Here is a 24,822-nt window from a genome sequence, read left to right on the forward strand (position 1 = left end):
TGGAGGGAGCCCGATGTCATTCACACTGTCACCCCGTTACAGCGGCTGGGCCGCCGCCCTCGCCACCGTGCTACTCTGGTCCGGTTTCTTTCTCTCCCTGCGTCTCGGCGCCGAGGAGAAGCTCCCGCCACAGGCGCTGGCGCTGCTGCGCTTCGGCATTCCGGCCCTGCTGCTGCTCCCCTATTACTGGCGTCACCGCATCCGCCTGCGCCGCACGCCCCTTCGCTGGCAGCTGGCCATGCTGGCGGGGGCCGGCCTGCCCTTCTTCTGGCTCGGCGCCACCGGCATGCAGCTGGCCCCTGTGGCCCAGGGCAGCGCCCTGATCCCGGGCACAGTGCCCCTCATGGTCAGCCTGCTGGGCCTGCTGCTGTGGCGCGCCCCCTGCCCCGCGCAGCGGCGCTGGGGGCTCGCCCTCATAGCGCTGGCCACCGCAATCCTGTTGCTGGGCGGAAAACCGGGATTGTGGCAGGGACAAGTCTGCTTTCTGGGGGCGGCCCTGCTGTGGGCCCTGTTTACCCTGGCGGTCAGACGCAGCGGACTGGCGGCGCTGGATGCGGCCGCGCTGGTGGCGGTGCCGTCGGCCCTGTTGCTGCTGCCGACGCTCCTGTGGAGCCCCTTGCCCGCGGTGAGTCATGCCAGCGTCTGGCTATGGCAGGGCCTGCTGCAAGGGATAGGCGCCGGCCTGCTGGCGGCGCTCTGTTACGCCCATGCCATCCGCACCCTGGGCGCCGAGGTCAGCTCGGCGCTCGGCTCGCTCACGCCCGTGATGGCGGCCATGCTGGCCTGGTGGCTGCTGGGAGAAGCCGTCACGCCGCCGGTGTGGCTGGCGCTTGGCCTCTTGTGTGTCGGGGTTGTGCTGGCCAGTCTGCCGGTACGGCGCGTTTCAGCTGCGCTGCCAGCGTCGCAGCAGGCGCCCGCGCAGGCCGCAGTCGAGTAGCCAGCTGTTGTCGAACACCCGCAGCAGCGCCGGCTTGGCGTGGCGGGACATGGCAACGGCGTGGAAACGGGTCTGCTGTTTGCGCTGGCGGTTCATCCGATCCAGCAGGGCGTGCGGCAGGCTCTGGGCGATGAAGTCGGAAACCACCAGCACGTCGGCCCTGGCGAAGGCGGGATCATCGAGCTTGATCAACGCCTTCTCGAGGCAGGGCACCAGATCGGTGCCGCCGTGAAAACTCATGGAGAGGAAGCGCTCCGCCTTGTCCAGCCCCGTGTCTGCGGTGATCTCCAGGGTCGCCACCTCGGTAGAAAACAGCATCAGATAGCAGCCCCGCTTCTCGTCCATCGCCACCTTGAGCAGGGCCAGAAACAGCGCCTTGGCGCACTCCTCCGGATAACCGCCCATGGAGCCCGAGGTATCGATGCAGACGATGAAAGGGCCCCGCTGCTGCAGCTGATGGCCTCCCAGCTCGGGGGTGCGCAGCAGGAGACGCTGGCGCGGCAAGGTGCCCCGCGACTGGTAGCTGAGCAGGCGCCGCTCCAGATAGCGGCGATAGAACTCCAGCTCCAGCTCGGGCAGGGCCAGCATCACGGCCTCGCTCGGCAACAGCCGCATCAGATCGCTGGCGGGGTGTATGCCCACCAGATCGTCCGGCACGTCGTCGGTCTGCACCTCTTCCAGCTCGTGTACCTGCACCGGCGGCACCGGGGACTCGTTGGCCCGGTTGTCCTGCTCGCTGCGCCCCAGCAGGTTGGCTATCTCGGCCAGCAGGGGTTCGCGCTGCAACATGCGGGCATACTGCTTGATCAGCACCAGGCTGCGCTTGTGCCAGCTGCCCTGGGCCAGATCCCAGAGGCCGCCGGCCGAGATCTGGTTCGGATCCAGCGCATCGGCCAGGGTGCGGCTCGCCAACAGCTGATCTTCTATCTCCTGACGCTGCTTCTCCCGCTCCGCCTCGGCGATCTGCTGCTGCAGTTGCAGCAGGCTGCCCACCAGGCTGGTGCGCCACTTCTCCATCAGCAACAGCCGCTGACTGTCGGTGGGGTGGGCCATGATCTGGCGCACCAGGCTGCGCGCCTCGCCGGCGAAGGGGCTGAACTGTTCCAGCCCGTCCAGCAGGGTCGGCAAGCGCCCCATCAGCTCGGCCAGCGACAGGCCCTTGTGCGCCTGATACAAGCGGTACTCCTGCTCCAGCGCCACCGGCACCGGCTTGTGGCGCATCTCCTCGCCGAGCTGCTCGCTCCAGCGCCGGATGCGCTTTTGCAGCAGCTTGCCCTGCAGCGGGGAGCGCTTGATGAACTCGGAGATCTTGGGCGCCGAGGCGAGCAGCAGCGCCATCTCCCCCGCCAGCTCCCCCTCGCCGATGAGCAGCCCCAAGTCCATCATGCCGATCTCAAGCATGGCGACCTCCGCCGACATGGCTCATGGCTACCCCACTCACGCTCCCCATGGCTCAGGCGTCCAGCTTCGGCAGGCGATCGTGCCAGTGGCTGATGTCGCTGCGCAGCTGCTCCAGATCCCGGTTCAGCACGAAGAAGCTGTCTTCCACCTGCTGCAGCCAGTGACGGCCGATGAAGAGGTGCTGCTGATGGCGCTCGAACAGGCCGCGCTGACGCTTGAGCTCCTGTTGCAGCAGGCCGCTCTCGGCCAGCAGTCCGGTGAGCGCCGCCTGCCAGGGGGCTATAACCACCTCGGGGATGGCAGTGCGCTCCACCAGCACCAGCGGGATCTGCTGGCGTTGCAGGTCCAGCACCTGCAGCCGCAGCTCGTCGTCCAGCACCAGCTCGTAGTGCCCCTCCTTGGGGTTGCCGAGCGGCCAGCCCACCAGCGCCTCGCCGGTGGGGTGCCAGTGCGACAGCAGGGTGCGATCGAACACCAGAGTCTCGATCAGCCGCTCCGGATCGTCGCCATCCAGCGCCGCCGGGGTGAGCAGGTTGAAGTGCACCAGCTTGCCAAACGGACGGGCATTGGCCAGCGGGATCTGGATGCCGCGGGCGCGGCGTCCGAACCACTGCTGGCGCTGCTTCGCCTTGCAGCACAGGCGCTGGGCCACAGCGCTCCTGAGCTGCTTGAACTGATCCCGCAGCCCCATCAGCTGGCGGGTCATGGCCAGCTGCTGGTAGCCATAGAGGCGGGAGAATTCGGTCATCATCTCCAGCAGGGCGGTGCGGGAGGCATCGTCGTGCCAGAGGCAATCCTTGAACAGCAGCAGATCCAGGGGGGCCACCTCGTCGCGGCCGTTGAAGAAGGCGCTCGCCTTGATGAGCCTGACCGCCTTCTTCCAGCGCCGATCCGACACGTAGCAGCTGTGGGCCAGCTGGCTGTCGAGCTGTTGGCGCAGCTGATAGATGAGCTCGAAGCAGTCGTCGGGCAGCCGCACCTGGTCGATCTGCACCTGCCAGGCCTCATACTCTTCGCTGTGGATCTGCACCGAGGGGGGCAGGTTCTGATGGGACTGGCCGTCGCTCGCCAGCATGGCCTGGAAGTTGGCTTTCTCCTGCACTCTGTCCATCCAGATCCGCACCAGCATGCGATCGTAAAGCGCCTCCAGCCCGCTGTCCGGCGCCGGCAGCTCGTTGGAGGCGGTCACCAACAGCCGCATGGGGATGGGGTGCTGGCTGTCGCCGTTGCGAAACTGTCGCTCGTTGATGGCGGTGAGCAGAGTGTTGAGGATGGCGGGGCCCGCCTTCCAGATCTCGTCGAGGAACACCACCTCGGCCTCCGGCAGGTAGCCCGTGGTGAGCCGCAGGTACTTGCCATCCTCCTTCAGCGCCTGAATGGAGAGGGGGCCGAACACCTCCTCCGGCGTGCTGAAGCGGGTCATCAGGTATTCGAAGTGCCGCGCCTCGTGAAAGGCCAGCTTGAGGCGGCGGGCGATCAGGCTCTTGGCGATGCCGGGCGGGCCCAGCAGGAAGACGCTCTCGCCGCTGAGGGCGGCCAGCAGACCGAGCCGCAGGGCATCCTGGCGCTCATACAATCCCTCGCCGAGGGCCGACAGCAGGCGTGGCAAGCGTTCATGAATGGGGGCAAGGCGAAGATTCTGTGGTGCTAAAGGTGGCATAAGCGCACTTCCGATACTGGGGTTGTCTGGAACCGGCACACCCGCGACTCGGTCGAATGTTCCCTGTTCTGCTTATTGTATTGTGTCGAGGCCACCTGCGGGAAAAACCGGCGGGCGCATGGGCGCTGGGCCACCACTCCTGGCTAAAACATACCGCAAAAGATGCAGCAAAACGCGTTCGAGTGTACCCTGCGCAGAGCTTTTTTCACCAATGCAGATCAAGACAGAGCGACAGCCATGCAAGATCCCGAGCGTCAGAACGCACATCAGGCGCCATCCCTTGAGCAAAGCGGCCTCACGCCCGACCTGATGCGTCAAACCCTGTTGGCCCGCATGGGCATACAGAGCTGGCAACTGCGCCGCCCGGCCCTGCTGGGGGCCCATGCCGCCCCAGGCCACCAGGAGGCCGCCGAGCCAGCCCCTGCTCGGGATCTGCCCTCCGTCGAACTGGCCCAGCCTGAGCTCGACACGCCGCCGGCCGGCAAGCTCTGGATCCTGGCCCCTCGCCTGCCCGCCCCGACCCTGCTGGCGGATCTCTGCCAGCTGCTCGGCATAGGCGTCGACGAGGTGACGCTGCTGACCACGCTGCCCGCCGGGCACAAGCCCCCCCAGCTCTGGCTGGAACGGGCCGACCCCGCCTGGCCCGATGCGCTGGTCTGCCCGCTCACGCCGACACCGGCCCAGAAACGGGCACTGTGGCAGCAACTCAGATCGCGCCTCGGTTAAGCGACCCTGTCGCCCGGATCTGCCCCCTTTCCTTCCGCCGCCCCGACCCGGAGCCACCATGCCTGAGTTTCGTCCCCTGCTCGAGACAGATTTCGAGCTGATTTACCCCATAGAACAGGCCTCCCACAAGGAGCCCTGGAGCCAGGCCAACCTGATCTCCTGCTTCGGGCCGCGCTATCTCAATGGCTTGATGCTGCTGGATGGCCGCCCCGCCGGTTTCTACATCTCGGATCTGGTGGCGGGCGACAGCTCGCTGATGAACATCTGCGTGCACCCCGACTGTCAGGGCAAGGGGCTGGGACGTGCGCTGCTGAAGGCCTATCTGGCGCGCAGCAAGGCGAAGGGGGCCGAGGCCTGGTTCCTGGAGGTGCGCGACAGCAACAAGCGCGCCATAGGTCTCTACGAGAGCGAAGGCTTTGCCGAGTATTGCCGCCGCGCCGACTACTACGGCACCGGCCAGGATCGGGAAGATGCCGTGCTCATGTCCCGCCTGTTCGACTTCGGCTAGCCCGCCGCCCTACAGCAACGGGGCATTGTCGAGGGCCGGATCCTGCAGGCTCTGGGTGGTGTGCAGCACGGCTTCGAAGCCGGCCGCCGACAACGGCATGAAGAAGCCGCGCCGCCAGGTGACGCCCGGCATCCAGATCTGCTGGAGATCCACCACTATCTTGATGGGCTTGAGCGGTTCCCCCGGCTGCTGCACATAGATGCCGGGCGGAGTCGCCACCTGCGGGAAGCGGCGCAGTATGTGCTCGCTGCCATCCCCCGCATCCGGGTTGAGCCGCACCTTGACCAGCCTGGCCAGCACGGGCGCCATCTCCTCTGACTGCCACAATGTGGCGTCCAGTCCCTTGCAGCGTCGGCACTTGGCGCGCTCGATCACATAGAGCAGCGGATACCCCTTGTGCAGGGCCAGCTGCTGCGCTTTGGCGTATCCGTCGGCGCCGATCAGCCAGGGGTTGTCTTGCTCGCTGGCCATATCCCCCAGCGCAAACCAGAGCCCGCCGGCCCCGGCCAGCAACAGCAATGCCCCCGTGACCACGCCCTTGATCCCGACACTCATTGTTCACCCTCCCTGAATGGCTCCTCTTGGTCATCGACCATCATGCCTCAAGCTCGCCCGGATTGCTGACTTTGTGATCCAGGACAAACAGCGCACACTTGTAAGCTGTAATCTTAGAGTTTAAACTCCAGCGCGATTTTTAGTGCCCCTGCGGGCGTACAACTGTTACTTGAGGATGTTTGACTGATGCCGAAACTCCATCTGGTTCGACTGATGCGTGAACGTATCGCCCGGCTTGGCAACAAGGCCGCCCTGCGCGTACAACAGGATGGCCAGTGGCGTGCCATCGGCTGGCGAACCCTGGGACAGGCCATGGACTACTGTGCCCAGGCGCTGATCCGTGCCGGCCACCAGCCCACCGAAATGGTGGGTCTCTACGCCCGCAATATGCCGGAGTGGACCCAGGCAGATCTCGGCATCCTGGCCGCCCGCGGCGTCAGCGTGCCCATCTACCCCACCAGCACCCTTGAGCAACTGCGCTATATCGTACGCGATGCCAACATAGGCCTGCTGTTCGTCGGCGAACAGGCCCAGTTCGATCAGGCGCTCACCCTGTTGAAGGATGGCGAGATCCGCCAGATAGTCGCCCTCGATGGCAAGGTCAACCTGCGTGACTGCCCAGCGGCCAGCCACTTCCAGGCCTTTCTGGTCTCCGGCAACCATCAGGCCAGCGAGCAGGAGTTGCGGGTACGGGAAACCCAGTACCGGATGGACGACCTGCTGACCCTGATCTACACCTCGGGCACCACGGGCGAACCCAAGGGGGTCATGCTCGATTTTGCCAACATCGCCGCCTGCTTCGAGATGCACAACAGCCGCCTCGACCTCAACGAGCAGGATGTATCGCTGTGCATGCTGCCGCTCAGCCACGTGTTCGAGCGCGCCTGGACCTACTATGTGCTCTACTGCGGCGCCGAGAACGTCTATATCCGCGATCCGCAGAAGGTGATGGATGTCATCGGCGAGGTGCAGCCGACCGTGATGTGCGCCGTGCCGCGCCTCTACGAGAAGGCCTACGCCATGATCCAGGCCAAGGTGGCTCAGGCGCCACGCCTGCGCCGTGCCCTGTTCGGCTGGGCCACCGGCGTCGGCAAACAGCTGGTCGCCAGCCGTCAGGCCGGCAAGGCGACCTCGCCGCTGCTCTACGCCCAGCTCTGGCTGGCGGAGCGACTGGTGTTTCGCAAGCTGCGCGCCCGCTTCGGTGGTCGCACCCGCTTCCTGCCGGTGGCGGGCGCCCGCCTCGCCGACGACGTGAACTTCTTCTTCCAGGCCATGGGGCTCAACCTCAAGTACGGCTATGGCATGACAGAGACCACGGCCACCGTCTGCTGCTACGAAGACCACCAGTTCAAGCTGGGCTCCATCGGCACTGCCCTCAGCGGCATAGAGGTGAAGCTGGGTGAGAGCAACGAGCTGCTGGTGCGCTCCCCGACCGTGATGCGCGGCTACTACAACAAGCCAGACGCCACCGCCGAGGTGATGACCGAAGACGGCTTCCTGCGCACCGGCGATGCGGGCGAGCTCGACGGCGACGGCAACATCTACTTCACCGAGCGCCTCAAGGAGCTGATGAAGACCTCCAACGGCAAGTACGTGGCACCGCAACTGGTGGAGGGGACCATAGGCAAGGATCGCTTCATCGAGCAGATTGCCATCGTCGCCGATGCCCGTCACTTCGTGTCGGCGCTGATCGTGCCCTGCTTCGAGTCGCTGGAGGAGTATGCCCGCTCCATCAACCTGCAATACCAGTGCAAGACGGAGCTGCTGCGCAACTCCCGGGTGATGGAGTTCTTCGATGCCCGCATCCAGGATCTGCAAAAGGAGCTGGCCAAGTTCGAGCAGGTGAAGAAGTTCACCCTGCTGCCGAGCGCCTTCTCCATGGAGCTGGGGGAGATCACCCCCACCATGAAGCTGCGCCGCAAGATCATCGAATCCAAGTACCAGAACGAGATCGAGGCCATGTACAACCATGTCTGAGCGTGCCTACGCCTGACATGAAAAAGCCGCTTCAAGAGCGGCTTTTTGCTGTGTGCTTGCCACTCAGGGCAGCTTGACCAGCGGCTGCTCACGCAGTTCGGTGGGACGACCTGCCTGGATCTTATCCACCTGTGCCAGCGCCTGCTTCACCTCCTCCCCATTTCGCAGCAAACGATAGGTCAGATCGAAGGTCTTGGTCTCCCCCGGCTGGATCTTGGGAACCAGTCCCAGCGGACGCTGGTACTTGGTGCTGTAGGCATAGCTGGTGCCGGGCTCGATACCCGTCACATAGCCCTGGGCCCGGGTATCGGTGTTCTTCCACAGGGTCAGCACGGGCAACTGGTGCGTGTTGTAACCCACAGCCACACCGGCGCTGCCCTGCCGGTTGTTCAGCACCGCCAGGGTATTGCCCTCGGCGTCGCTGTAGGGCACCAGATTGAACACCATCTCATCGAAGCCCTTGGTCGGCCCCAGATAGGTTTGCCAGCTCTTCAGCCCCGCCTTGGCGTAGTCGTTGAACGGGGAGATCTGCTTCACCGGGGTGCTGACGCGCGCCCCCTCCTCCAGGATCGGCGTCCCGAAGTTGCTGTGATAGATGATCTGGTACTCGTTCTCGTAGTCGGCGTGGTTGGTCAGCTTGTCCTGCAGGGCAAATTCCGCCTGACCGGGCACTACACTCAGCTGGGTCCAGGTAACCAGCTCGCTCATCTTGAAGGTGCGCTCGTCCACCCGGCCCAGCACGTGAATGGCATAGGGCGGCTCCTCGTCTATGGTCACGCTGACCACGGACGCCGGTATGTTCTGCACCCGGCCATGCAGGCTCTTGAGGCGACCGTCGTCGTCCACCCCGGGGTGGCCGGTCCACTCGTAACCGCAGCGCACCAGCATCTCGTTGAAGCCATCGAGCCAGCCGAGACCGGCGCGGCTCTCCAGATCGATGAAGGCCGGGTTGACCACCTCCTTGACGGGGGAATCCCAACCGAGGCGCACATCGGCCCCCTTGACCTCCTTGATCCCCATGCCGCGGGTTGGCACCAGGGTAATCTTCATCACGCCGTTGTCGACGATCAGCAGATCCACCCCCTCCTGACGCCCGCCGTGCAGGCGCTTCTTCTCGACGGAGAAGGGCACAGGGCTCTTGATCCCCAGCTTGTCGCTGCTGATCTTCCAGTCCCCCACATCCAGTCCCTGCTGGGAGTCGGTCAGCAGAAATTCGGCGGCCTGGCCCGAGCTCGCACCCAGGGCGAGCAGTACGGCAATGGAGAGTCTCTTCAACATGGATTTATCCTCGTGTCTCTTGTTCTTGTGAATGGTTTTCGCGAAAGCTGAATCGTTTCAGTTGTCGTGACGTTAGGCGCCCACGGCGCAAGACTCAAGCCGCAAAAGGAGGAAATGTGAGCGGATTGACAATAAAAGCCCCACCCGCCCTGCTGAAGTGAAGGCTGACTCACACTTATTTTCGGGCGCCATTTTCGAACGCTCTGGCCACGGAAAAACGCCGGAGAGAGGCGGGAGAGACGCAATAAAAAAGCCGCTCCAGGAGCGGCTATCGAAAGGGGGACGGATCAGGTCGTGGTCTGGCGGGTACCGAAGTAGTCGGCCAGGAAGTCGTCGAACGACAGGCTGTCGCTGCGCTCCCGCTCCCGCTGCTTGGCCAGCGATTCCCGCGCCTCGCCCGCGAAGTAGGCCTGATCCCAGTACTGCAGCTCGCCGGCCAGCATCTCTTCCCGATAGCGGCTCGCCAGCTCGTCACCGAAGCAGCCGTTGTCCTGACCGCTCTCAAGCAACTGCTTGAGCAGGCGGGCGGAGTAGGTGAGCTCGGGATTGAGCAGCTTCTCGCGGTGCATGGCCAGCGTCTCGCGGTAGCGGTTGCGGCCACAGCAGCGATCCAGCAGGGAGGCCACCTGAGCCAGCTCGTCAAACAGCTTGAGCCCGTACTCTTTAAGACCAATTGCATTGCCCTGCTCGTCTTCAAGCTCCAGGCCGGGGCGACGCCCTTCCAGCACCACCTTGTTCTGGTTGCGGCGATTGCGGGCAATCTCCTCGTCACCCAGCACGGGAGACGGGCGCAGCAGGCACCAGACCAGGAACAGATCGAAGAAGCGGATCTGATCCACATCTATGCCGAACGGGGTGAAGGGGTTCACATCCACGGTGCGCAGCTCTATGTATTCGATGCCGCGCTGCTCCAGCGCATCCGAGGGTTTCTCGCCGCTGCGCGGGGTACGCTTGGGCCGGATCGGCGCGTACAGCTCGTTCTCCAGCTGCAGCACGTTGTCATTGAGCTGACGGTACTCGCCGTTCACCTTGACCCCTATCTTGGCAAACTCGGGATCATGGGTGCTGATGGCGCGGCGCAGGCTGGCCACATAGGCGGGCAGGTTGTCGTGGCTGATGTTGAGCTTGCTCTGGGAGCTGCTGGTGTAGCCGAGATCGGACAGGCGTAGCGCGGTGGCATAGGGCAGATAAAGGGTACCCTTGCCGGTCTTCTGGAACGGCAGGCTGCTCTTGCGCCCCTTGAGGAAGGAGTCGCAGATGGCCGGGGATGCGCCGAACAGATAGGGCACCAGCCAGCCGAAGCGGTAGACGTTGCGAATAAGCCCCATGTACTTGTCGGAGATGAAGCGCTGGCTGCAGCAGCCCTCGCACACCAGATCCTGCCACTCGCTCCAGAAGCTGTCCGGCATGGAGAAGTTGAAGTGCACCCCGGCGATCACCTGCATCAGGCTGCCGTAGCGGTTCTTCAGCCCCTGCCGGTAGAGGGTCTTCATCCGCCCTATGTTGGAGCTGCCGTACTGGGCCAGCCGTATGCTCTCCTCGTCGCCGACGAAGCAGGGCATGGAGAGCGGCCAGATGCGCTCGTCACCGAGATGATGGATGGCGTGGCGATGGATGTCGCCCAGCTGTTCGATCAGGCTGTCGATGGAGTCGGTGGCCGGGGTGATGAACTCCAGCAGGCTCTCCGAGTAGTCAGTGGTGATGTTGGCATGGGTCAGGGCCGAACCCAGACTCCTGGGGTGATCCGTCTGGGAGAGGGTCCCCTCCGGCGTGATGCGCAGACATTCACGTTCGATCCCGCGCCGGATCCCCTTGAGGGCCGTCAGCCGTTCCGGCGAACCCAGGGCGGTCAACAACTCGGTGAGTGACAAGCTAGTAGTAGTCATATTCACGGCTCATGTGTGGCCGCCCCACAGGGGGGCGGCGCTATTTTTATGAAGCGCCCTCAGGGCAGCTGCAGCGGATAGATGGGAAGATGAAGCTCCTTCAGGGGTTTTTCAAGCTTTTGCTTGTCACCCACCACCACAATCACCATGTCGGCCGGATCCAGCCAACGGGCGGCGCTGGCTTTGAGCGCCTCGGGTGACACCGTTTTGATCAGCTGGTTCTGGGCCTGCACATAGTCCGGCTTCAGGTCATACATGATCATCTGCAGCAGGAAACCTGCCTTCTGACCAAGGGTTTCGTATGAGATCGCATCCTGCTGGGAGACGGCGCTGCGCATGTAGGCCAGCTCCACCGGGGTCGGGCCGGTCGCGCGGTAGCTGTCCATCTCCTTGAGGAACTGGCGGATGGCATCCACGGTCGCATCGGCCCGCACATTGGCGCCGGTGGCGAAGGTGCCCACCTCGCGATTGGCGGAGAAGCCCGAGCTGGCCCCGTAGGTGTAGCCCTTGTCTTCGCGCAGGTTGAGGTTGATGCGGCTGTTGAAGTTGCCCCCCAGGTTGAAGTTCATCAGCCCGGCGGTGAAGTAATCCCCCGTGGTATCAAACGCCATGGCACGACGACCGATGCGGATCACCGACTGGGGCGCCCCCGGCTTGTCCACCAGATAGATGCCCGGCTTGGCCTGCTCACCCTTGGGCTTGAGGCTGCCGAGTACCGGCGTGGCGCCCTTCCACTGGGTCAGGAAGCCGAGTTGCTCCTCCACCTGCTGCTGAGCCACATCCCCGACCACTACCACCTTGGCGTTGGTCGGGTTGTAGTAGTTCTGATAGAAGCGCTTCACGTCCGCCAGGGTCAGCTTCTCGACGTCGGCCAGCACACCGTCACCCGGTTGACCGAGGCGGTTCTGCTTGCCATAGACCAGCTCGCGGAACGCCTGGCCTGCCAGCCACTCCGGCTGCTGTTCGCTCTGTTTCATGCCTTGCAGCATCTGCGCCTTGACCCGCTCGAAGTCCGCCTCCCGCATGCCGGGCCGCTCGAACACCTCGCGCACCAGCGCCAGGGTCTGGGGCAGCTTGTCGGTCAGGCTGCTGATGGTGACCAGGTTGCTGTACTGGGCACTGGAGACGCTGACGCTGGAGCCGAGCTTTTGCAGCTCGTCGCTGAGCTGGGCCTCGGTCAGGCGTACCGAGCCCTGTCCCATCATGCTGGCGGTGAGGCTGGCGAGCCCCAGCTCTCCCTTGCCTTCGGCCCGCATGCCGCCCGGCAGGGCGACCATGATGGAGACGGCCGGGATCTCGTCACTCTGGGTGCCGATGATCTCGATCTCCTTGTCGAGCTTGCCGTGCCAGATGGCGGGTACCTTGACGCTGACCGCATCCGCCGCCTTGGGCTGCACGCTGCGATCGAAGTTGTCCTTGACCGGGCGCAGCGCCAGCGGCTCCCCATGCTGGCTGTAATCGGGCAGCTCGCGCTTGGCGGGGGTGAAGTTCGGCTTGGTCACCTGCCAATCCGTCTTGCCTTTGGGCACCACACTCAGCACCACGGCCGGCTTGTCCACGATGAACTTGTCATAGGCCGCCTTGACCTGCTCAGGGGTCACCTTGCCGATGGCATCCAGGCTCTTGAACACATAGTTGGGGTCCTGGGCGAACACCTGGCCCATGGCGAGCTGGCTCACCTTGCCTGAAACGCTGTCCAGACCCCAGATGGCCGAGGCGCGATAGCTGCTGATGGCCTTTTCCAGATCCTCCGGCTTGAGGCCGCGACCGGCAAACTCGCCGATCACCTTGTCCACTTCCCCCTTGAGAGTCTTGAGGCTGCCATCCACCGCCGGGTTGGGATAGGCGTAGACGGTCAGGGTGCAGGCCAGCTCCTCGCAGTAGTGGGAGGCGCCCACGTCTATGGCCTTGCCGGTTTTCACCAGCGATTGGTAGAGCATGGAGCTGGCGGAGCCGCCGAGCACGTCGGCGAACATGTCCAGCGCCGGCTCCTGCGGATCGCCGAGGGCGACGGTCGGGTAGCTGATGTAGAGCAGCGGCAGATGGACCTTGTCCTCCAGCGTCACGTTGCGGGTCTCGGGCAGGCTCACCGGCTCCGGGGTAGGCTCGGCCACGTCAGGACCGCGCGGGATGGAACCGAAGTACTGCTCGATCCAGGCCAGCGCCTGTTTGGTATCGAAGTCGCCGCCCAGGGTCAGGGTGGCGTTGTTCGGGCCGTACCAGCGCAGGAAGAACTGTTTGAGGTCATCCACCCCGACCCGGTCCAGATCCTCCACATAGCCGATGGGCTGCCAGGAGTAGGGATGGGTGCGCGGGTAGAGCGCCTCCCCCACCTTCTCGCTCACCAGGCCATAGGGCTGGTTGTCGATGCGCTGGGCGCGCTCGTTCTTGACGGTGGCGCGCTGGATCTCGAACTTCTTCTGGCTCACCGCATCGAGCAGGAAGCCCATGCGATCCGCTTCCAGCCAGAGCACCTTCTCCAGCTGATTGGCCGGCACAGTCTCGTAGTAATTGGTGCGATCCTTGTTGGTGGTGCCGTTCATGTCGCCACCCGCCTCGTTGATGATCCGCATATGCTCCTGATCGCCAACGTGTTTCGAGCCCTGGAACATCATGTGTTCGAAGAAGTGGGCAAACCCGGACTTGCCCACCTGCTCGCGGGCCGAGCCCACGTGATAGGTGACGTCGAGGTGCACCAGGGGATCTGACTTGTCGGGCGCCAGGATCACGGTCAGACCGTTGTCCAGCTTGTACATCTGGTAAGGGATGCCGAGCTTGCCCTCTTCCTTGACCTGCTCCGACACCAGGGTGGGGGCTGCCAGCACGGGCAGGGTGAAGCCCAGAAGAAGACTTAATGGAATGAGTTTGTTCACGGTTACCTCGTGAGTGAAGAAAGGGGCTAGAAAATGTGACTGGCCAACAGAAAAACCAGGGCATAACGCAATAATTTGCCGAGCCCGATCAGGATGAGAGAGCGCCAGAAGGAGAGACGCAGCCAACCGGCCAGCAGACAGAGGCCATCACCGACCACTGGCGTCCAGGCCAGCAGCAGACACCAGTGACCATGTTGTTTGAGCCAGCCGAGGGCTTTTTGTTCCCCACGGCCTTGAAAATCTTCCGGTTTTTTCTTGAAGGTGGCGAGCCAGCCGAGCCACCAGGTGGTCATGGAGCCCAGGGTATTGCCAAGCGTCGCCCACAGCAGCAGGCTGGTCATGCTCCACTCGCCCTTGGCCGCCATGGCCCCCAGCAGCACTTCCGAGCTGCCGGGCAGCAGGGTGGCGGAGGTAAAGGCGCTCAGAAACAGCCAGCCCAGCCCCATCTCGGCAATGCCAGTCATCCGGGCTGGCCATCGGCGGCAGGCATGCGCAGCACCAGCTTGCCACGCACATGGCCCTGTTCTATGGCCTGATGGGCCAGCGCCCCCTCGGCCAGGGCAAACTCGCCACCGACCGTGATGTGTACATCCCCCTGGCGCAGCAGGATCAGCATCTGGGCCAGCTGTTTGCTGTCGGGGTGCACCAGCATGCCGAGCACCTCTATGCCGGCATCGACCGCCGCATCCTTGATCTGCTGGGCCGTGATGGTGGGTACAGTCACCAGACGGCCACCGGGCTTGACGCAAGCCAGCGCCGCCTTGCCGCTCTCGCCTCCCACCAGATCCAGCACCAGATCGACCTGCCCACCCAGGGCCAGGATCTGCGCGACCCAGTCGGCGTCGTGGTAATCCACAAGATGACCGGCCCCCAGGCCATGGAGAAAACCGTGATTGTCACGACTGGCCGTGGCGACCACCTCGGCGCCGTAAGCGCTGGCAAACTGCACCGCCAGATGGCCAACGCCGCCGGCACCGGCTAGGATCAGCACCCGCTGCCCGGCCTTGAGGGCACCATGTTCAAACAGCCCCTGCCAGGCGGTGAGACCGGCCAGCGGCAGGGCTGCGCCCTGCTTGAGGCTGATGCCATCTAGCTTGACTAGCGCCTCTGCGCTCACCACAGTGCTGTCGGCATAGGCGCCGCCCGCCAGCGGAAAGCCCACCATGCCGCACACTTGATCTCCCTCTGCCAGCGAGGTCACGCCTGGGCCCACCTTCTCAATCACGCCAGCCACATCATAACCCGGCGTCCAGGGCAGCTTGTCCTTGTTCTGGGCCGCCGCCCAGCCAAGGCCGGCCCGGGTCTTGGCATCGATGGGATTGACTCCCGCAAAGCAGATGCGCACCCGGACTTCCCCCTCGGCGGGCACCTTGCCCTGCGAAGGGTTGAGCTTGAGTACCGAGGGGTCGCCGAATGCGGTAATCTGTAGCTGCGTCATTGCACAATCCATCCTGTTGACTGATCAAGGGTCAACAGAATAACAGCGAGGACACCATGGCTCGAATGTTTCTTATTCCTCTGTTGCTGGCCCTGGGGTGGTGGGCGTTTCTGCTCTACTTCCGCATCCCGCTCAAACAGGGGGCCAAGGGGTTTTACTGGATCATCGGCATAGGTGGGGGGCTGGCCGCCTTCCTCAGCCTGATGATGGTGCTGACTCACTAGCGCCGCCCGCACGCGGCAACAAAAAGGCCACCTCTAGGTGGCCAGATCATCAACCCGCTTGCGCGCTGAGGTGGTAGTGGCGATTGCTGCCCTGCCCCAGCACCCCCTGGGCCAGCAGATGCTGGAATACCCTGTCCACCTCTTCCAGCGACAGCGACAACGCCTCGGCTACCCCGCGCTTGCTGCATTTGAGCTCGCCGCTCTCCAGCACGGAGCGCACCTGGGCCACCACGGCAGGCTCGGGTTCCGGCTTGCTCACCACCGGGGGCGCAGTGATCGCAGCCTCCGCCTGCCGCGCCGCGGCCTGCTCCCGCGCCTGCTGCCACAGCCAGATGCGACGAAAGCGGTTCTCCTCGCCGATCAGGCTGACGAAGAAGGCGCCAAACACATCCAGCAGCACCGAGAGGAAACAGACCAGCAGAAACTGCACCTGGCTGATGCTCATGCCCACCCCGTCCGCCAGACTGCTCATCAGCCCCAGCATGGAGGACTGCTCGTTGAGCGGCTTGGCGTCCCGCTCCTGGCGCAACTCATCCTGCTTCAACCTGAGCTTGGTGTTGGCCTGCTGCAAGCCGCTGACGCCGCTGGAGATACGCGCCATCTCTATGTACTTGCGGGCCGCCTCCTCGTTGAGCTGGATCTGCCGCTCTATGCTGGCGATCTGCTCGTCGAAGCGGGCCAGCTCCCTCTCGTGGCGCGCCTGCTGGCTCAGTATGGTGTTGGTGGCACTGTTGATGCCGCCGATGCTGCCGCCGATGGAGATGGCAGCCAGCACGCTGTAGAACAGCAACGACCAGAAGGCGCCGCCGAGATCGCGGCGCGCCTTGCACTCGCCGTACTCGTACCAGACGTAGAACTTGCCCAGTTCGAAGATGATGGCCAGACCGCCGAACAGCCACTTCATCAGGGGGTTGTCGTCGATGGAGAGAAACAGCAACAGGGAGAAGACGATGGAGGCCAGAATGGCCAACCCGGTAAAACTGTACACCGTGGTCAGAGCGAACCACCCCTTGGGGTAGCGCAATATGGCGGAAGCCTGTGTATTCATGATGAAGTGGGGATACTGTGCAGGAAAAGTTGGCTGCCGATTATAGTCCCCCCATCGACAGAATGAAGGCTAATCGTTTGAATTCAATCAGATACTGCCCTGGATGGACAGGCTGCGACCAGATTGGGCAAATAGCCGCCACCGGCATGATGACGGGCCGAACCCAAGCTGCCATCCTCGACGCAATGACAAGCGGGCCCGTCGAACCGAAGAAGTGGCGCAGCCCCCCTGGCAAGGTGAGGTGCCAAGCCGCAAAGCCGGCGTAGCCACAATAATGGCTGGTTCCGTTCAGGTTAAGCCTGCACCTTCTAGACTGATAGCAATCACCCTGAATCCGAGGTCATCATGAATAAAACCGCCCTGCTGCTCTCCCTCCTGCTGGTCCACGGCGTGGCCTTTGCGGCGCCGCCCTCCAAGAACAACGATGGCGTCAAGCTCTCCACCGACGACATCAAGCTGGACATCAACTGGGATCAGAAAGAGTACGACTGGTGGCAGAACAACTGCCTGGATCTCGGCATAGGCGACAGCCGGATCCAGCTCAACTGCGACAAGGTGGATGGCAAGTATCGCGATCACTACAACCGCAGCATCCACAGCGGCAACAATCCGGGTCAGGGCCACAACAAGCAGAAGGGCAACAGCAACGGGAATGGGAACGGCAAGAAGAACTAGCCGAAACCACAGCAGACATCACACAGGGGCCCATGGCCCCTGTGTTCATTGGACTACCAGTAATTCTCCGCACTGATGTTGCCCGGCGCCCGCCGCAGGTTCTTGGCCAGCCCCAATGCCAGCAAGGTCTGTTGCGTCTCCTTCACCATGGCCGGATTGCCACAGATCAGCACCTGGCTCAGCTCGGGTGAAAATGCGAGCCCGACTCGCTCCTGCAGTCGCCCGTCGGCGATGGCCGCCGGGATCCGCCCTTCCATCGCATCGGGCCAGGCCTCGCGGCTGACGAAGGGCACGTAGCGAAAACGCTCGCCGTGGCGCTCGGAAAAACCATCGATCAGCGCTCGGTAGCTCAGCTCCTCCCCCTTGCGTACCCCGTGCACCAGCACCAGGTTCTCAAAGCGCTCGAACGCCTCGCCGTCCGCCAGCATGGAGAGGAAGGGGCCTATGGCGGTACCTGTGGAGAGCAGCCAGAGATCGCGGCCGGGCGGGAGCTCATCCAGGGTCAGAAAGCCGGTCGCCTGGGATTGCACCAGCAGAGTGTCGCCCGCTTGCAGGGAACCGAGGGAAGGAGTCAGCTCACCGCCCTGTATCTCGACGAAGTAAAACTCGTGGTAAGGCGCAGAGGGGGGATTGACGAAAGAGTAGGCCCGCTGGATGCGGCGCTCACCCTGCTCGAGGGCCAGCTTGGTAAATTGACCTGCCTTGTAGGGGGCGAGTTCGGCCTCCACACGCAGGGAAAACAGGGTAGGGGTCCATTCGATGCGCTCGATGACCCTACCTTCGACCCAGGCTGCCATAAGGATCTCCTCCAGAGGAACAGAACCTCACTTTACCCTTTGATCCCAAAATAAAAAACCCGCGCAAGTGCGCGGGTTTTTCTGCAAAAGCGAAACGCTATTACAGGGCAACAACCTGAACTTGTACGGTTGCTTTGACGTCAGCGTGCAGCTGAACAACAACTTCGTACTCGCCGGTGTTACGCAGAACGTTGCCCATGCGGACCTCGCTCTTGGCAACAGCAACGCCGGCAGCAGTGATGGCTTCAGCCACGTCACGGGTACCGATGGAACCGAACAGCTTGCCTTCGTCGCCAGATTTGGAGGCGATGACAACAGCAGCCAGTTCACCCAGCTTGGCAGCGCGCTCTTCAGCGGCAGCTTTACCGGCAGCCAGTTTGGCTTCCAGTTCAGCACGGCGAGCATCGAAAGTCTCGATGTTGGCCTTGGTAGCCATAACGGCTTTGCCTTGCGGGATCAGATAGTTACGGGCGTAGCCAGCTTTAACAGCGACTTGATCACCCAGACCGCCCAGTTTGGCGATTTTGTCGAGCAGGATAACTTGCATTACCTTTCCTCTATAAAAGTTGAGTTAGGCTTAAGTGCCGGGCCGATTCTTACTTGTTGTGCAGATCGGTGTACGGCAGCAGAGCCAGGTAACGAGCACGCTTGATGGCGCGTGCCAGCTGACGCTGATACTTGGCGCGGGTACCGGTGATACGGCTCGGTACGATCTTGCCAGATTCAGTGACGTAGTTTTTCAGAGTAACGATATCTTTGTAGTCGATCTCGGTAACGTTCTCGGCAGTGAAGCGGCAGAACTTACGACGACGGAAATAACGTGCCATGGCCTTTATCCTCTATTCAGTGATCCAGAATTACTCTTCGGAAGACGCTGCTTCAACAGTATCTTCGCGGCGCTCGTCGTCACGACGGACGAAGCGCTCTTCCTTGGCCTTGGCCATCGGAGAAACTTCAGTCACGGCGTGCTTGGTGCGCATGATCATGTTGCGGATAACGGCATCGTTGAAACGGAAGTTGGTTTCCAGTTCATCGATAACGGCTTGCTCTGCTTCCACGTTCATCAGAACGTAGTGAGCTTTGTGCAGCTTGTCGATCGGGTAAGCCAGTTGACGACGGCCCCAATCTTCCATGCGATGGATAGTACCACCCGCGGTGGTGATAGCGCCGGTGTAACGCTCGATCATGCCGGGTACTTGCTCGCTCTGGTCCGGATGAACCATGAAGACGATTTCGTAATGACGCATTTTAGCTCCTTACGGATTAATTCAGCCTCCGCCCAGGTGCAGCCAGACCTCGGAGGCAAGGAACGTATGGTGTGTTTAGACACTGCTTTCTAGGGCGGCGTATTGTACGAAATCACATCCCTCACTGCAACTGGCCGCCACAGATGTTTTTATCTATGGGTATGATACAAAACATCAATTGATAATAATTATCATTTAGATCTATTCTATCTCCATAATCTTATGGAGGGTGATTCCATGCAACCCGCGCTGACCACGGCCATCCCGGCCCGCAAATTCAAACTGACCCTGCTTGGCCCCGCCTTTATCGCCGCCATCGGCTATATAGATCCGGGCAACTTCGCCACCAATATCCAGGCCGGCTCCACCTTCGGTTATCAGCTGCTGTGGGTGGTGGTGTGGGCGAATCTGATGGCCATGCTGGTGCAGGCCCTCTCAGCCAAGCTCGGCATAGTCACCGGCAAGAACCTGGCGGAGCACATCCGCGATCGGCTGCCCAAACCGGCGGTCTGGGCCTACTGGGTACAGGCGGAGATCATCGCCATGGCCACGGATCTCGCCGAGTTCATAGGTGCGGCCGTGGGCTTCAAGCTGCTGCTCGGCGTCACCCTGCTGGAAGGCGCCGGCATCACGGCCGTGGTCACCTGGGGCATTCTGATGCTGCAATCCCGCGGTCAGAAGCCGCTGGAGTTCGTGGTTGGCGGCCTCTTGCTGTTCGTGGCGGCGGCCTATATCGTCGAGCTGGTGTTCTCCCGCCCCCACCTGCCCAGCCTGCTGGAAGGCGCCCTCTTCCCCGGCCTGCCCAACAGCGACGCCGTCTATCTGGCCGCTGGCGTGCTCGGTGCAACTGTCATGCCTCACGTCATCTACCTGCACTCGGCGCTGACCCAGCACACCCAGGATCAGGGCACAGTGCCTCAGCGACTGCACACCACCCGGGTGGACGTAGCGATCGCCATGACCATAGCCGGCTTCGTCAACCTGGCCATGATGGCCATGGCGGCGGCAGCCTTCCACGGCGCCGGCAACCAGCCCGTGGCCGAACTCGAAACCGCCTACCAGACGCTCACTCCCTTGCTGGGTCAGGCCGCCGCCACCCTGTTCGGCCTGTCACTGGTGGCCTCAGGCATCTCCTCCACGGTCGTGGGTACACTCGCCGGTCAGGTGGTGATGCAAGGCTTCGTGCGCTTCACCATACCGCTCTGGCTACGCCGCGCCATCACCATGGCCCCCGCCTTCGTGGTGATCGCCATGGGGCTCAACACCACCGAAATATTGGTGCTGAGCCAGGTGGTGCTGAGCTTCGGTATCGCGCTGGCGCTCATTCCACTGCTGATCCTGACCGGCGATCGGGCGCTGATGGGCGAGTATCGCAACCACCCGGTGACCCAGGCCGTCGGCCGCCTCATAGTCGCGCTGGTGATCGGGCTCAACGCCTACCTGCTGGTTGCCATGATCTAGCGCTCACAACCCGCGATTCAGGCCGGCTCATTAACCCAGGTTAATGAGCCGGCCTGCACTTTGGCGTATGCTGCGGCTCTCTCTTCCTCTTCGATTCGCAGGAGCCATCCATGGAACATACCCGAGCCAGCTTCGTGCTGGGCCACCATCATGAACAGGCCAGCGTGCTCTTCTGCCAGAGCGGCGACACCAGCCTGCTGGTCACCGACCTCACTCCTTTCCACCCCCAGAGCCACCTCTGGCCCGATCAGCCAGGCGATGTGGGCACGGTTTGCTGGGATGACGGCGACGCCAACGTGGGCCCCTGCCGCATGGGCGCCATCAGCCCAGAGGGCGAACTGTTCATGGACACAGAGATTCCGGTCAAGCGTGGCGCCGAAGGCTGGGCCTTCGTGGTGGTGCATCCCCTGGCAGGCCGGCACTCTCTGGCGGTGGGCTCACGGGTTGAACTGAAGGTGGATGCCGCAGCCCGCCACGCCCTGAGCCTGGGCCACAGCGGCTGCCATCTGGCGGCGCTGGCCCTCAACCGGATGCTGGTTCCCTACTGGCGCAAGGAGGTGAGCGAGCGCGACACGCTGGATCAGGCCGACTTTGACCGCCTCGCCATCCAGACCTCGCGGGTCGAGCCCATGGGATCCCAAGAGCAGTACCGTATCGGCAAAAGCCTGCGCAAGAAGGGGGTCAATAGTGACGCTTTGTTGGCGGAACTGGCGCAGATCGAGACCAGCGTAAACCAGCAGTTGGCAGACTGGCTGTCGGCCGGTGGCGAGATCCGCCGCAGCCGGGCCGGCGAGGCCATCATAGATTCGCGCTACTGGCACTGCATGCTTGAAGGTCAAGAGGTCACCATCCCCTGCGGCGGCACCCATGTCGGCACCCTGGCCGAGCTGGGCCAGGTTCGGGTGCAGCTCGCCCCCTGCGAGGAGGGCTTCACCCTGACGACCCGGGTCACTCCCTGAGCCAACCGTCAGGCCGGGGCTATCCCGGCCTGACGTCGTCACCCATCAGCCGAGGCGGATCAGCAAGATACCGCAGAGGATCACCAGCGCGGCCCACAGCCGTACCCGCCCCAGCTTCTCCCCCAGCCAGCACCAGGAGAGCAACACGGCAAACAGCACGCTGCTCTCGCGCAGCGCCGCCACCAGCCCGATGGGCGCCTGGGTCATGGCCCAGATGACGATGCCGTAGGCAAGCAGTGACAGAGCGCCGCCGAGGGCACCGGTACGCCATGCCGCGAGATCGAGCGCGCGCCAGGCGGTGCGACTCTGCCAGCGCATCAGCAGCGGCATCATCAGCGCAGTCAGGGCAAACAGCCAGAGGGTATAGCGTATCGGTTCACCGGCCGAGCGGGCGCCAGCGCCGTCGGAGAGGGTATAGGCGGCGGTGAACAGCGCAGTGATCAGCACGGCCCGCAGTGCCGCAGGCGCCAGCCTGATACCGCCGCGCCAGGCCATCAACAGCACCCCGCTCACCAGCACCAGGGCACCCGCTACCGCCAGCCCACCGGGCACCTCCCCCAGCAGCAGAGCCCCGAGCAAGAGGGTCACCAGGGGGGCACTGCCACGGGCCAGCGGATAGATCTGGCCGAACTCCCCCAGTCGATAGGCCCGACCGAGAAACAGGCAATAGCCGCAATGCAGCAGGATGGAGAGCGCCAGCCAGGGGTATTCGGCAGCCACAGGCAATCCCACCAGCGGCAAGAAGGGGGCGGCAAACAGCCCGGAGCAGAGGGAGACCAGCAAGACGCTGACGCGCCCCTCGGCCTGGCGCTTGGCCAGCGCATTCCAGAGGGCGTGCAGCAGCGCGGCCAGCAGGATGGCCGCAAAGAGGGTGGGAGTCACGACGGAGTTCCTGTCACTGAGAGCGGGACAGGCTAGCCTATTTTCGATGCCACAACCGGGATCGGCTTCATAAGCTGCTCATATGACAAACCGGCAAGCAGCCGGTTTGTCATATGGAGGAGAGCGCGCTAGCGCAGGCGACGCTGCCAATGGATGGCCAGCAGGATAAAGCCCACCCCGACCCAAAGGTTCCAGGCCGGGATCTCGCCAAACAGCCAGACCCCCAGCAGCACCACGAACATCAGGCCGGAATACTCGGTCGTCGCGATGCGGTTGGCCTCGACCTGCCGGTAGGCATAAATGCAACTGGCATGGTAGAGCAGTTGCATCACGCCGCTGCCACCGATCAGCGCCAGCAGACGCCAGTCCACCGGCTGCCATTGATTCACCGCCAAGCCCGCCGTCAGCGGCAACGCCAGCAGGTTGGCCCAGAACAGGGTCGCCACCACAGAGATACCCGCTGGCAGCTTGCGGCCGGTCACATTGAACAGCGCCAGGGTGAAGGCGGTCACCAGGGCACCCAGCCCCGCCAGATGAAAATCCCCCGGCTTGAGCACGAACACGACCCCGAGCAGCCCCATGCCTCCCAGCAACCAGACCCGGGAATTGATCTTCTCCTTGAGCAGCCAGGCCGCCAGCGGCAGGGTCAGCAACGGAGAGACGTAGAAGATGGCGTTGGCCGTGGCCAGCGGCAGTTGGGTCAGGGCCAGCATCATGCCACCCCCGCCGAGCAGGCAGAGGTGACCGCGCAGCAGGTGCCATTTCCAGGCACCCAGTCCCCAGGCCGCTCTCGGCACCCGCAGCATGAAAGGCAGCAGCACCAGCAGGGTCAGCAGCTGGCGCAGGAACATGTATTGGAAGGGACTGAAACCGGGGCCGATCAGCTTGACCAGCACATCGGAGAAGGCCTGGGCCAGATTGCCCAGCACCAGGGTGATGATGGCGAAGGTTTGCAGGTCCAGAGCGAACCGCTTGCGCAACAGCTCCATCAGCGACAGCCACTCGTGTGGCGAACGCAGATAAAATGGCTCAACGGCTCAATCGCTGAATCTTGTTCTGTATTAATGGGGTAAAAAACCATTTTTAAACCTATCCATCAATGGTTGCCGATTAATCACTCAGAGGGTACCCAGTAACATGGCGGCTAGCACCCGTTTTCTTTACTACCTCAAGACATAATAATTTCATTGTTATGCCTAAAAGATATTAAGAGGAGGTCATGCCGATGTGGGGAATGTCATCTTCCAGATAGGGTTCGCCCACGGCGGTGAAGCCATGACGACCATAGAAACCCTGCAGGTGCGCCTGAGCGCCCAGATAGATGCTGACCCCGGGCCACAGTTGTTCGCATTCCAGCAGCGCCTGTTGCATCAACTGGTGACCCAGACCGTCGCCTCTGGCCTCGGGCGCCGTCACCACCCGGCCGATCACCACCTGATTCGCCTTGGCGACGCCGGGCGCCATCAGTCTGGCGTAGGCCACCAGCACGCCATCCTGCCAGCCGAGCAGGTGCTGCACGTCGGGACGCTTGTCGACCCCGTCCAGATCGAGGAAGACACAGGTCTGCTCCACCACGAAGACGCGGGATCTCAGGGTGAGCAGTTCATAGAGTTCGTTGACGTCGAGTTGTTCAAAAGACTTGAGGGACCAGTTCATGGGGATTCCTTGCTCATGATGAGAAGGGCAGCATAGCCAGCCAGCAAGGGGCTGGCATTAACCTTTGTTAAGATCCTTCAGCCGTTTGCGAATGCGGCTCAGGCTGATGGGGGTGATACCCAGATAAGCGGCGATCTGGTGATCCGGCACCCTGGCGTCCAGCTCGGGAAAACATTGCAGGAAGTGCTGATAACGGGCCTGGGGGCTCTCGGTCAGCAAGAGCAATTCCTTCTCCTCCTTGATGCGCAGTTGCACCGCCAGCAGGTGGTGATACCAGGCGGACCAGCAAGGGAGCTGACGCAAGTCGCCGAGGTTGAAGAGTTGCAGCCGGCAGGGCTCCAGCGCCTCCACGCTGTAGCGGGCAGGTTCACCACTGAGCAGATGGTGGAAGTCGATAAACTCGTCCCCCTCCCAGTAGAACTCCTTGATGTACTCGCGGCCATCTGCCAGCACCACCTTGGCCCGCAGCAACCCCTTCTCCACCCTGACCAGCAGATCGGGCCTGTCACCTGCATGCCAGAGACAGGCGCGGGGGCTCAAGGTCAACGAGCGGGCAAAAGAGAGGAGGCGCGTGGCCTCCTGCTCATTCATGACCCGATCCCGGCTGAACGGGGGTCTGTCCATCCCGTTCGCC

25 protein-coding genes are annotated in these 24,822 nt (G+C 63.0%); 8 read left to right on the forward strand and 17 right to left on the reverse strand.

Translation table 11 applies throughout. The annotated features are described in order from the left end of the window. The first annotated feature begins 13 nt into the window (after positions 1 to 13). On the forward strand, positions 14 to 937 hold the full coding sequence (locus ACM3N8_RS11400) for a DMT family transporter (protein ID WP_416016143.1): 924 nt from the start codon (positions 14 to 16) through the stop codon (positions 935 to 937). Here the strand turns inward: ACM3N8_RS11400 and viaA are convergent. Both viaA and ACM3N8_RS11410 read right to left on the reverse strand, forming a co-directional pair. Beyond that, the gene (gene viaA / locus ACM3N8_RS11405; protein ID WP_098984954.1) at positions 884 to 2,338 is read right to left on the reverse strand and encodes an ATPase RavA stimulator ViaA; all 1,455 of its coding nucleotides are present in this window, start codon (positions 2,336 to 2,338) and stop codon (positions 884 to 886) included. The genes ACM3N8_RS11400 and viaA overlap by 54 nt on opposite strands. A 52-nt stretch (positions 2,339 to 2,390) precedes the next feature. After that, entirely contained in the window at positions 2,391 to 3,998 is a 1,608-nt protein-coding gene (locus ACM3N8_RS11410; protein ID WP_043135499.1) for an ATPase RavA domain-containing protein, read from the reverse strand. A gap of 237 nt (positions 3,999 to 4,235) precedes the next feature. Between ACM3N8_RS11410 and ACM3N8_RS11415 the strand changes: the two genes are divergently transcribed. After that, complete coding sequence (locus ACM3N8_RS11415; protein WP_416016144.1) at positions 4,236 to 4,724, forward strand: hypothetical protein; 489 nt, start codon at positions 4,236 to 4,238, stop codon at positions 4,722 to 4,724. 58 nt (positions 4,725 to 4,782) lie between these two features. Next, a complete protein-coding gene (gene rimI / locus ACM3N8_RS11420) occupies positions 4,783 to 5,232 on the forward strand; it encodes a ribosomal protein S18-alanine N-acetyltransferase (RefSeq protein ID WP_416016145.1) in 450 nt (149 codons plus the stop codon). A 9-nt stretch (positions 5,233 to 5,241) separates the two neighbouring features. On the opposite strand, the gene ACM3N8_RS11425 is transcribed toward rimI, so the two are convergent. After that, positions 5,242 to 5,787 (reverse strand): hypothetical protein, encoded by a 546-nt coding sequence (locus ACM3N8_RS11425; protein WP_416016146.1) that lies wholly within the window; start codon positions 5,785 to 5,787, stop codon positions 5,242 to 5,244. Positions 5,788 to 5,973: 186 nt separating this feature from the next. Between ACM3N8_RS11425 and ACM3N8_RS11430 the strand changes: the two genes are divergently transcribed. After that, a complete protein-coding gene (locus ACM3N8_RS11430; protein ID WP_043557545.1) occupies positions 5,974 to 7,764 on the forward strand; it encodes an AMP-dependent synthetase/ligase in 1,791 nt (596 codons plus the stop codon). A 63-nt stretch (positions 7,765 to 7,827) separates the two neighbouring features. On the opposite strand, the gene ACM3N8_RS11435 is transcribed toward ACM3N8_RS11430, so the two are convergent. The 5 genes from ACM3N8_RS11435 to ACM3N8_RS11455 all read right to left on the reverse strand — a co-directional run bounded on the left by ACM3N8_RS11435 (position 7,828) and on the right by ACM3N8_RS11455 (position 15,239). Next, on the reverse strand, positions 7,828 to 9,042 hold the full coding sequence (locus ACM3N8_RS11435; RefSeq protein ID WP_416016147.1) for an aldose 1-epimerase family protein: 1,215 nt from the start codon (positions 9,040 to 9,042) through the stop codon (positions 7,828 to 7,830). Between the two features lie 287 nt (positions 9,043 to 9,329). Further along, positions 9,330 to 10,928 (reverse strand): glutamate--cysteine ligase, encoded by a 1,599-nt coding sequence (gene gshA / locus ACM3N8_RS11440; RefSeq protein WP_241278991.1) that lies wholly within the window; start codon positions 10,926 to 10,928, stop codon positions 9,330 to 9,332. A gap of 59 nt (positions 10,929 to 10,987) precedes the next feature. After that, positions 10,988 to 13,801 (reverse strand): M16 family metallopeptidase, encoded by a 2,814-nt coding sequence (locus tag ACM3N8_RS11445; RefSeq protein ID WP_416016148.1) that lies wholly within the window; start codon positions 13,799 to 13,801, stop codon positions 10,988 to 10,990. Positions 13,802 to 13,827: 26 nt separating this feature from the next. Beyond that, positions 13,828 to 14,265, reverse strand: coding sequence for a YqaA family protein (locus ACM3N8_RS11450; RefSeq protein ID WP_043135490.1), 438 nt, complete (start codon positions 14,263 to 14,265; stop codon positions 13,828 to 13,830). Next, the gene (locus ACM3N8_RS11455) at positions 14,262 to 15,239 is read right to left on the reverse strand and encodes an NADP-dependent oxidoreductase (RefSeq protein WP_290019073.1); all 978 of its coding nucleotides are present in this window, start codon (positions 15,237 to 15,239) and stop codon (positions 14,262 to 14,264) included. Before ACM3N8_RS11455 ends, ACM3N8_RS11450 begins: the two co-directional genes overlap by 4 nt. Before the next feature lie 56 nt (positions 15,240 to 15,295). Between ACM3N8_RS11455 and ACM3N8_RS11460 the strand changes: the two genes are divergently transcribed. Next, on the forward strand, positions 15,296 to 15,463 hold the full coding sequence (locus ACM3N8_RS11460) for a hypothetical protein (protein WP_005308905.1): 168 nt from the start codon (positions 15,296 to 15,298) through the stop codon (positions 15,461 to 15,463). A gap of 49 nt (positions 15,464 to 15,512) precedes the next feature. Here ACM3N8_RS11460 and ACM3N8_RS11465 read toward each other — a convergent pair whose 3' ends face one another. Further along, positions 15,513 to 16,511: a Preprotein translocase subunit SecY gene (locus tag ACM3N8_RS11465; RefSeq protein WP_290019072.1), complete on the reverse strand. Its 999-nt coding sequence runs from the start codon at positions 16,509 to 16,511 to the stop codon at positions 15,513 to 15,515. Positions 16,512 to 16,856: 345 nt separating this feature from the next. Here ACM3N8_RS11465 and ACM3N8_RS11470 point away from each other — a divergent pair, with 345 nt between their 5' ends. Beyond that, positions 16,857 to 17,186, forward strand: a complete 330-nt coding sequence (locus ACM3N8_RS11470) for a hypothetical protein (protein WP_290019071.1) — start codon at positions 16,857 to 16,859, stop codon at positions 17,184 to 17,186. 53 nt (positions 17,187 to 17,239) lie between these two features. Here ACM3N8_RS11470 and ACM3N8_RS11475 read toward each other — a convergent pair whose 3' ends face one another. The 4 genes from ACM3N8_RS11475 to rpsF form a co-directional block, all read right to left on the reverse strand. Continuing rightward, the gene (locus ACM3N8_RS11475; protein WP_416016149.1) at positions 17,240 to 17,983 is read right to left on the reverse strand and encodes a ferredoxin--NADP reductase; all 744 of its coding nucleotides are present in this window, start codon (positions 17,981 to 17,983) and stop codon (positions 17,240 to 17,242) included. Positions 17,984 to 18,083: 100 nt separating this feature from the next. After that, entirely contained in the window at positions 18,084 to 18,530 is a 447-nt protein-coding gene (gene rplI / locus ACM3N8_RS11480) for a 50S ribosomal protein L9 (protein ID WP_043135484.1), read from the reverse strand. A gap of 49 nt (positions 18,531 to 18,579) precedes the next feature. Continuing rightward, complete coding sequence (rpsR, locus tag ACM3N8_RS11485; RefSeq protein ID WP_005313392.1) at positions 18,580 to 18,810, reverse strand: 30S ribosomal protein S18; 231 nt, start codon at positions 18,808 to 18,810, stop codon at positions 18,580 to 18,582. A gap of 30 nt (positions 18,811 to 18,840) precedes the next feature. Beyond that, positions 18,841 to 19,230, reverse strand: coding sequence for a 30S ribosomal protein S6 (gene rpsF, locus ACM3N8_RS11490; protein ID WP_005313395.1), 390 nt, complete (start codon positions 19,228 to 19,230; stop codon positions 18,841 to 18,843). A 237-nt stretch (positions 19,231 to 19,467) separates the two neighbouring features. On the opposite strand from rpsF, the gene ACM3N8_RS11495 reads away from it, so the two are divergent. Continuing rightward, complete coding sequence (locus ACM3N8_RS11495) at positions 19,468 to 20,691, forward strand: Nramp family divalent metal transporter (RefSeq protein WP_416016150.1); 1,224 nt, start codon at positions 19,468 to 19,470, stop codon at positions 20,689 to 20,691. A 110-nt stretch (positions 20,692 to 20,801) separates the two neighbouring features. Further along, a complete protein-coding gene (locus ACM3N8_RS11500; protein WP_416016151.1) occupies positions 20,802 to 21,650 on the forward strand; it encodes a hypothetical protein in 849 nt (282 codons plus the stop codon). Positions 21,651 to 21,695: 45 nt separating this feature from the next. Here ACM3N8_RS11500 and ACM3N8_RS11505 read toward each other — a convergent pair whose 3' ends face one another. The 4 genes from ACM3N8_RS11505 to ACM3N8_RS11520 form a co-directional block, all read right to left on the reverse strand. Continuing rightward, positions 21,696 to 22,532, reverse strand: a complete 837-nt coding sequence (locus tag ACM3N8_RS11505) for a DMT family transporter (RefSeq protein ID WP_290019064.1) — start codon at positions 22,530 to 22,532, stop codon at positions 21,696 to 21,698. Positions 22,533 to 22,660: 128 nt separating this feature from the next. After that, positions 22,661 to 23,521 carry a DMT family transporter gene (locus tag ACM3N8_RS11510; RefSeq protein WP_172955202.1) on the reverse strand — a complete coding sequence of 287 codons (861 nt, stop codon included), beginning with the start codon at positions 23,519 to 23,521 and terminating at the stop codon, positions 22,661 to 22,663. Between the two features lie 217 nt (positions 23,522 to 23,738). After that, complete coding sequence (locus tag ACM3N8_RS11515) at positions 23,739 to 24,188, reverse strand: GNAT family N-acetyltransferase (RefSeq protein WP_098980768.1); 450 nt, start codon at positions 24,186 to 24,188, stop codon at positions 23,739 to 23,741. Positions 24,189 to 24,245: 57 nt separating this feature from the next. Beyond that, positions 24,246 to 24,812: a Crp/Fnr family transcriptional regulator gene (locus tag ACM3N8_RS11520; RefSeq protein ID WP_241278980.1), complete on the reverse strand. Its 567-nt coding sequence runs from the start codon at positions 24,810 to 24,812 to the stop codon at positions 24,246 to 24,248. Positions 24,813 to 24,822 lie beyond the last annotated feature (10 nt).

This window comes from Aeromonas sp. A04, from assembly GCF_047780465.1.
Classification (GTDB): domain Bacteria; phylum Pseudomonadota; class Gammaproteobacteria; order Enterobacterales; family Aeromonadaceae; genus Aeromonas; species Aeromonas bestiarum.

Excerpts from the sequence above, each read along its gene's own strand:
- ACM3N8_RS11400 (WP_416016143.1), top strand. The coding sequence starts at position 14 with ATGTCATTCACACTGTCACCCCGTTACAGCGGCTGGGCCGCCGCCCTC.
- viaA (WP_098984954.1), bottom strand. The coding sequence starts at position 2,338 with ATGCTTGAGATCGGCATGATGGACTTGGGGCTGCTCATCGGCGAGGGG.
- ACM3N8_RS11410 (WP_043135499.1), bottom strand. The coding sequence starts at position 3,998 with ATGCCACCTTTAGCACCACAGAATCTTCGCCTTGCCCCCATTCATGAA.
- ACM3N8_RS11415 (WP_416016144.1), top strand. The coding sequence starts at position 4,236 with ATGCAAGATCCCGAGCGTCAGAACGCACATCAGGCGCCATCCCTTGAG.
- rimI (WP_416016145.1), top strand. The coding sequence starts at position 4,783 with ATGCCTGAGTTTCGTCCCCTGCTCGAGACAGATTTCGAGCTGATTTAC.
- ACM3N8_RS11425 (WP_416016146.1), bottom strand. The coding sequence starts at position 5,787 with ATGAGTGTCGGGATCAAGGGCGTGGTCACGGGGGCATTGCTGTTGCTG.
- ACM3N8_RS11430 (WP_043557545.1), top strand. The coding sequence starts at position 5,974 with ATGCCGAAACTCCATCTGGTTCGACTGATGCGTGAACGTATCGCCCGG.
- ACM3N8_RS11435 (WP_416016147.1), bottom strand. The coding sequence starts at position 9,042 with ATGTTGAAGAGACTCTCCATTGCCGTACTGCTCGCCCTGGGTGCGAGC.
- gshA (WP_241278991.1), bottom strand. The coding sequence starts at position 10,928 with ATGACTACTACTAGCTTGTCACTCACCGAGTTGTTGACCGCCCTGGGT.
- ACM3N8_RS11450 (WP_043135490.1), bottom strand. The coding sequence starts at position 14,265 with ATGACTGGCATTGCCGAGATGGGGCTGGGCTGGCTGTTTCTGAGCGCC.
- ACM3N8_RS11455 (WP_290019073.1), bottom strand. The coding sequence starts at position 15,239 with ATGACGCAGCTACAGATTACCGCATTCGGCGACCCCTCGGTACTCAAG.
- ACM3N8_RS11460 (WP_005308905.1), top strand. The coding sequence starts at position 15,296 with ATGGCTCGAATGTTTCTTATTCCTCTGTTGCTGGCCCTGGGGTGGTGG.
- ACM3N8_RS11465 (WP_290019072.1), bottom strand. The coding sequence starts at position 16,511 with ATGAATACACAGGCTTCCGCCATATTGCGCTACCCCAAGGGGTGGTTC.
- ACM3N8_RS11470 (WP_290019071.1), top strand. The coding sequence starts at position 16,857 with ATGAATAAAACCGCCCTGCTGCTCTCCCTCCTGCTGGTCCACGGCGTG.
- ACM3N8_RS11475 (WP_416016149.1), bottom strand. The coding sequence starts at position 17,983 with ATGGCAGCCTGGGTCGAAGGTAGGGTCATCGAGCGCATCGAATGGACC.
- rplI (WP_043135484.1), bottom strand. The coding sequence starts at position 18,530 with ATGCAAGTTATCCTGCTCGACAAAATCGCCAAACTGGGCGGTCTGGGT.
- rpsR (WP_005313392.1), bottom strand. The coding sequence starts at position 18,810 with ATGGCACGTTATTTCCGTCGTCGTAAGTTCTGCCGCTTCACTGCCGAG.
- rpsF (WP_005313395.1), bottom strand. The coding sequence starts at position 19,230 with ATGCGTCATTACGAAATCGTCTTCATGGTTCATCCGGACCAGAGCGAG.
- ACM3N8_RS11495 (WP_416016150.1), top strand. The coding sequence starts at position 19,468 with ATGCAACCCGCGCTGACCACGGCCATCCCGGCCCGCAAATTCAAACTG.
- ACM3N8_RS11500 (WP_416016151.1), top strand. The coding sequence starts at position 20,802 with ATGGAACATACCCGAGCCAGCTTCGTGCTGGGCCACCATCATGAACAG.
- ACM3N8_RS11510 (WP_172955202.1), bottom strand. The coding sequence starts at position 23,521 with ATGGAGCTGTTGCGCAAGCGGTTCGCTCTGGACCTGCAAACCTTCGCC.
- ACM3N8_RS11515 (WP_098980768.1), bottom strand. The coding sequence starts at position 24,188 with ATGAACTGGTCCCTCAAGTCTTTTGAACAACTCGACGTCAACGAACTC.
- ACM3N8_RS11520 (WP_241278980.1), bottom strand. The coding sequence starts at position 24,812 with ATGGACAGACCCCCGTTCAGCCGGGATCGGGTCATGAATGAGCAGGAG.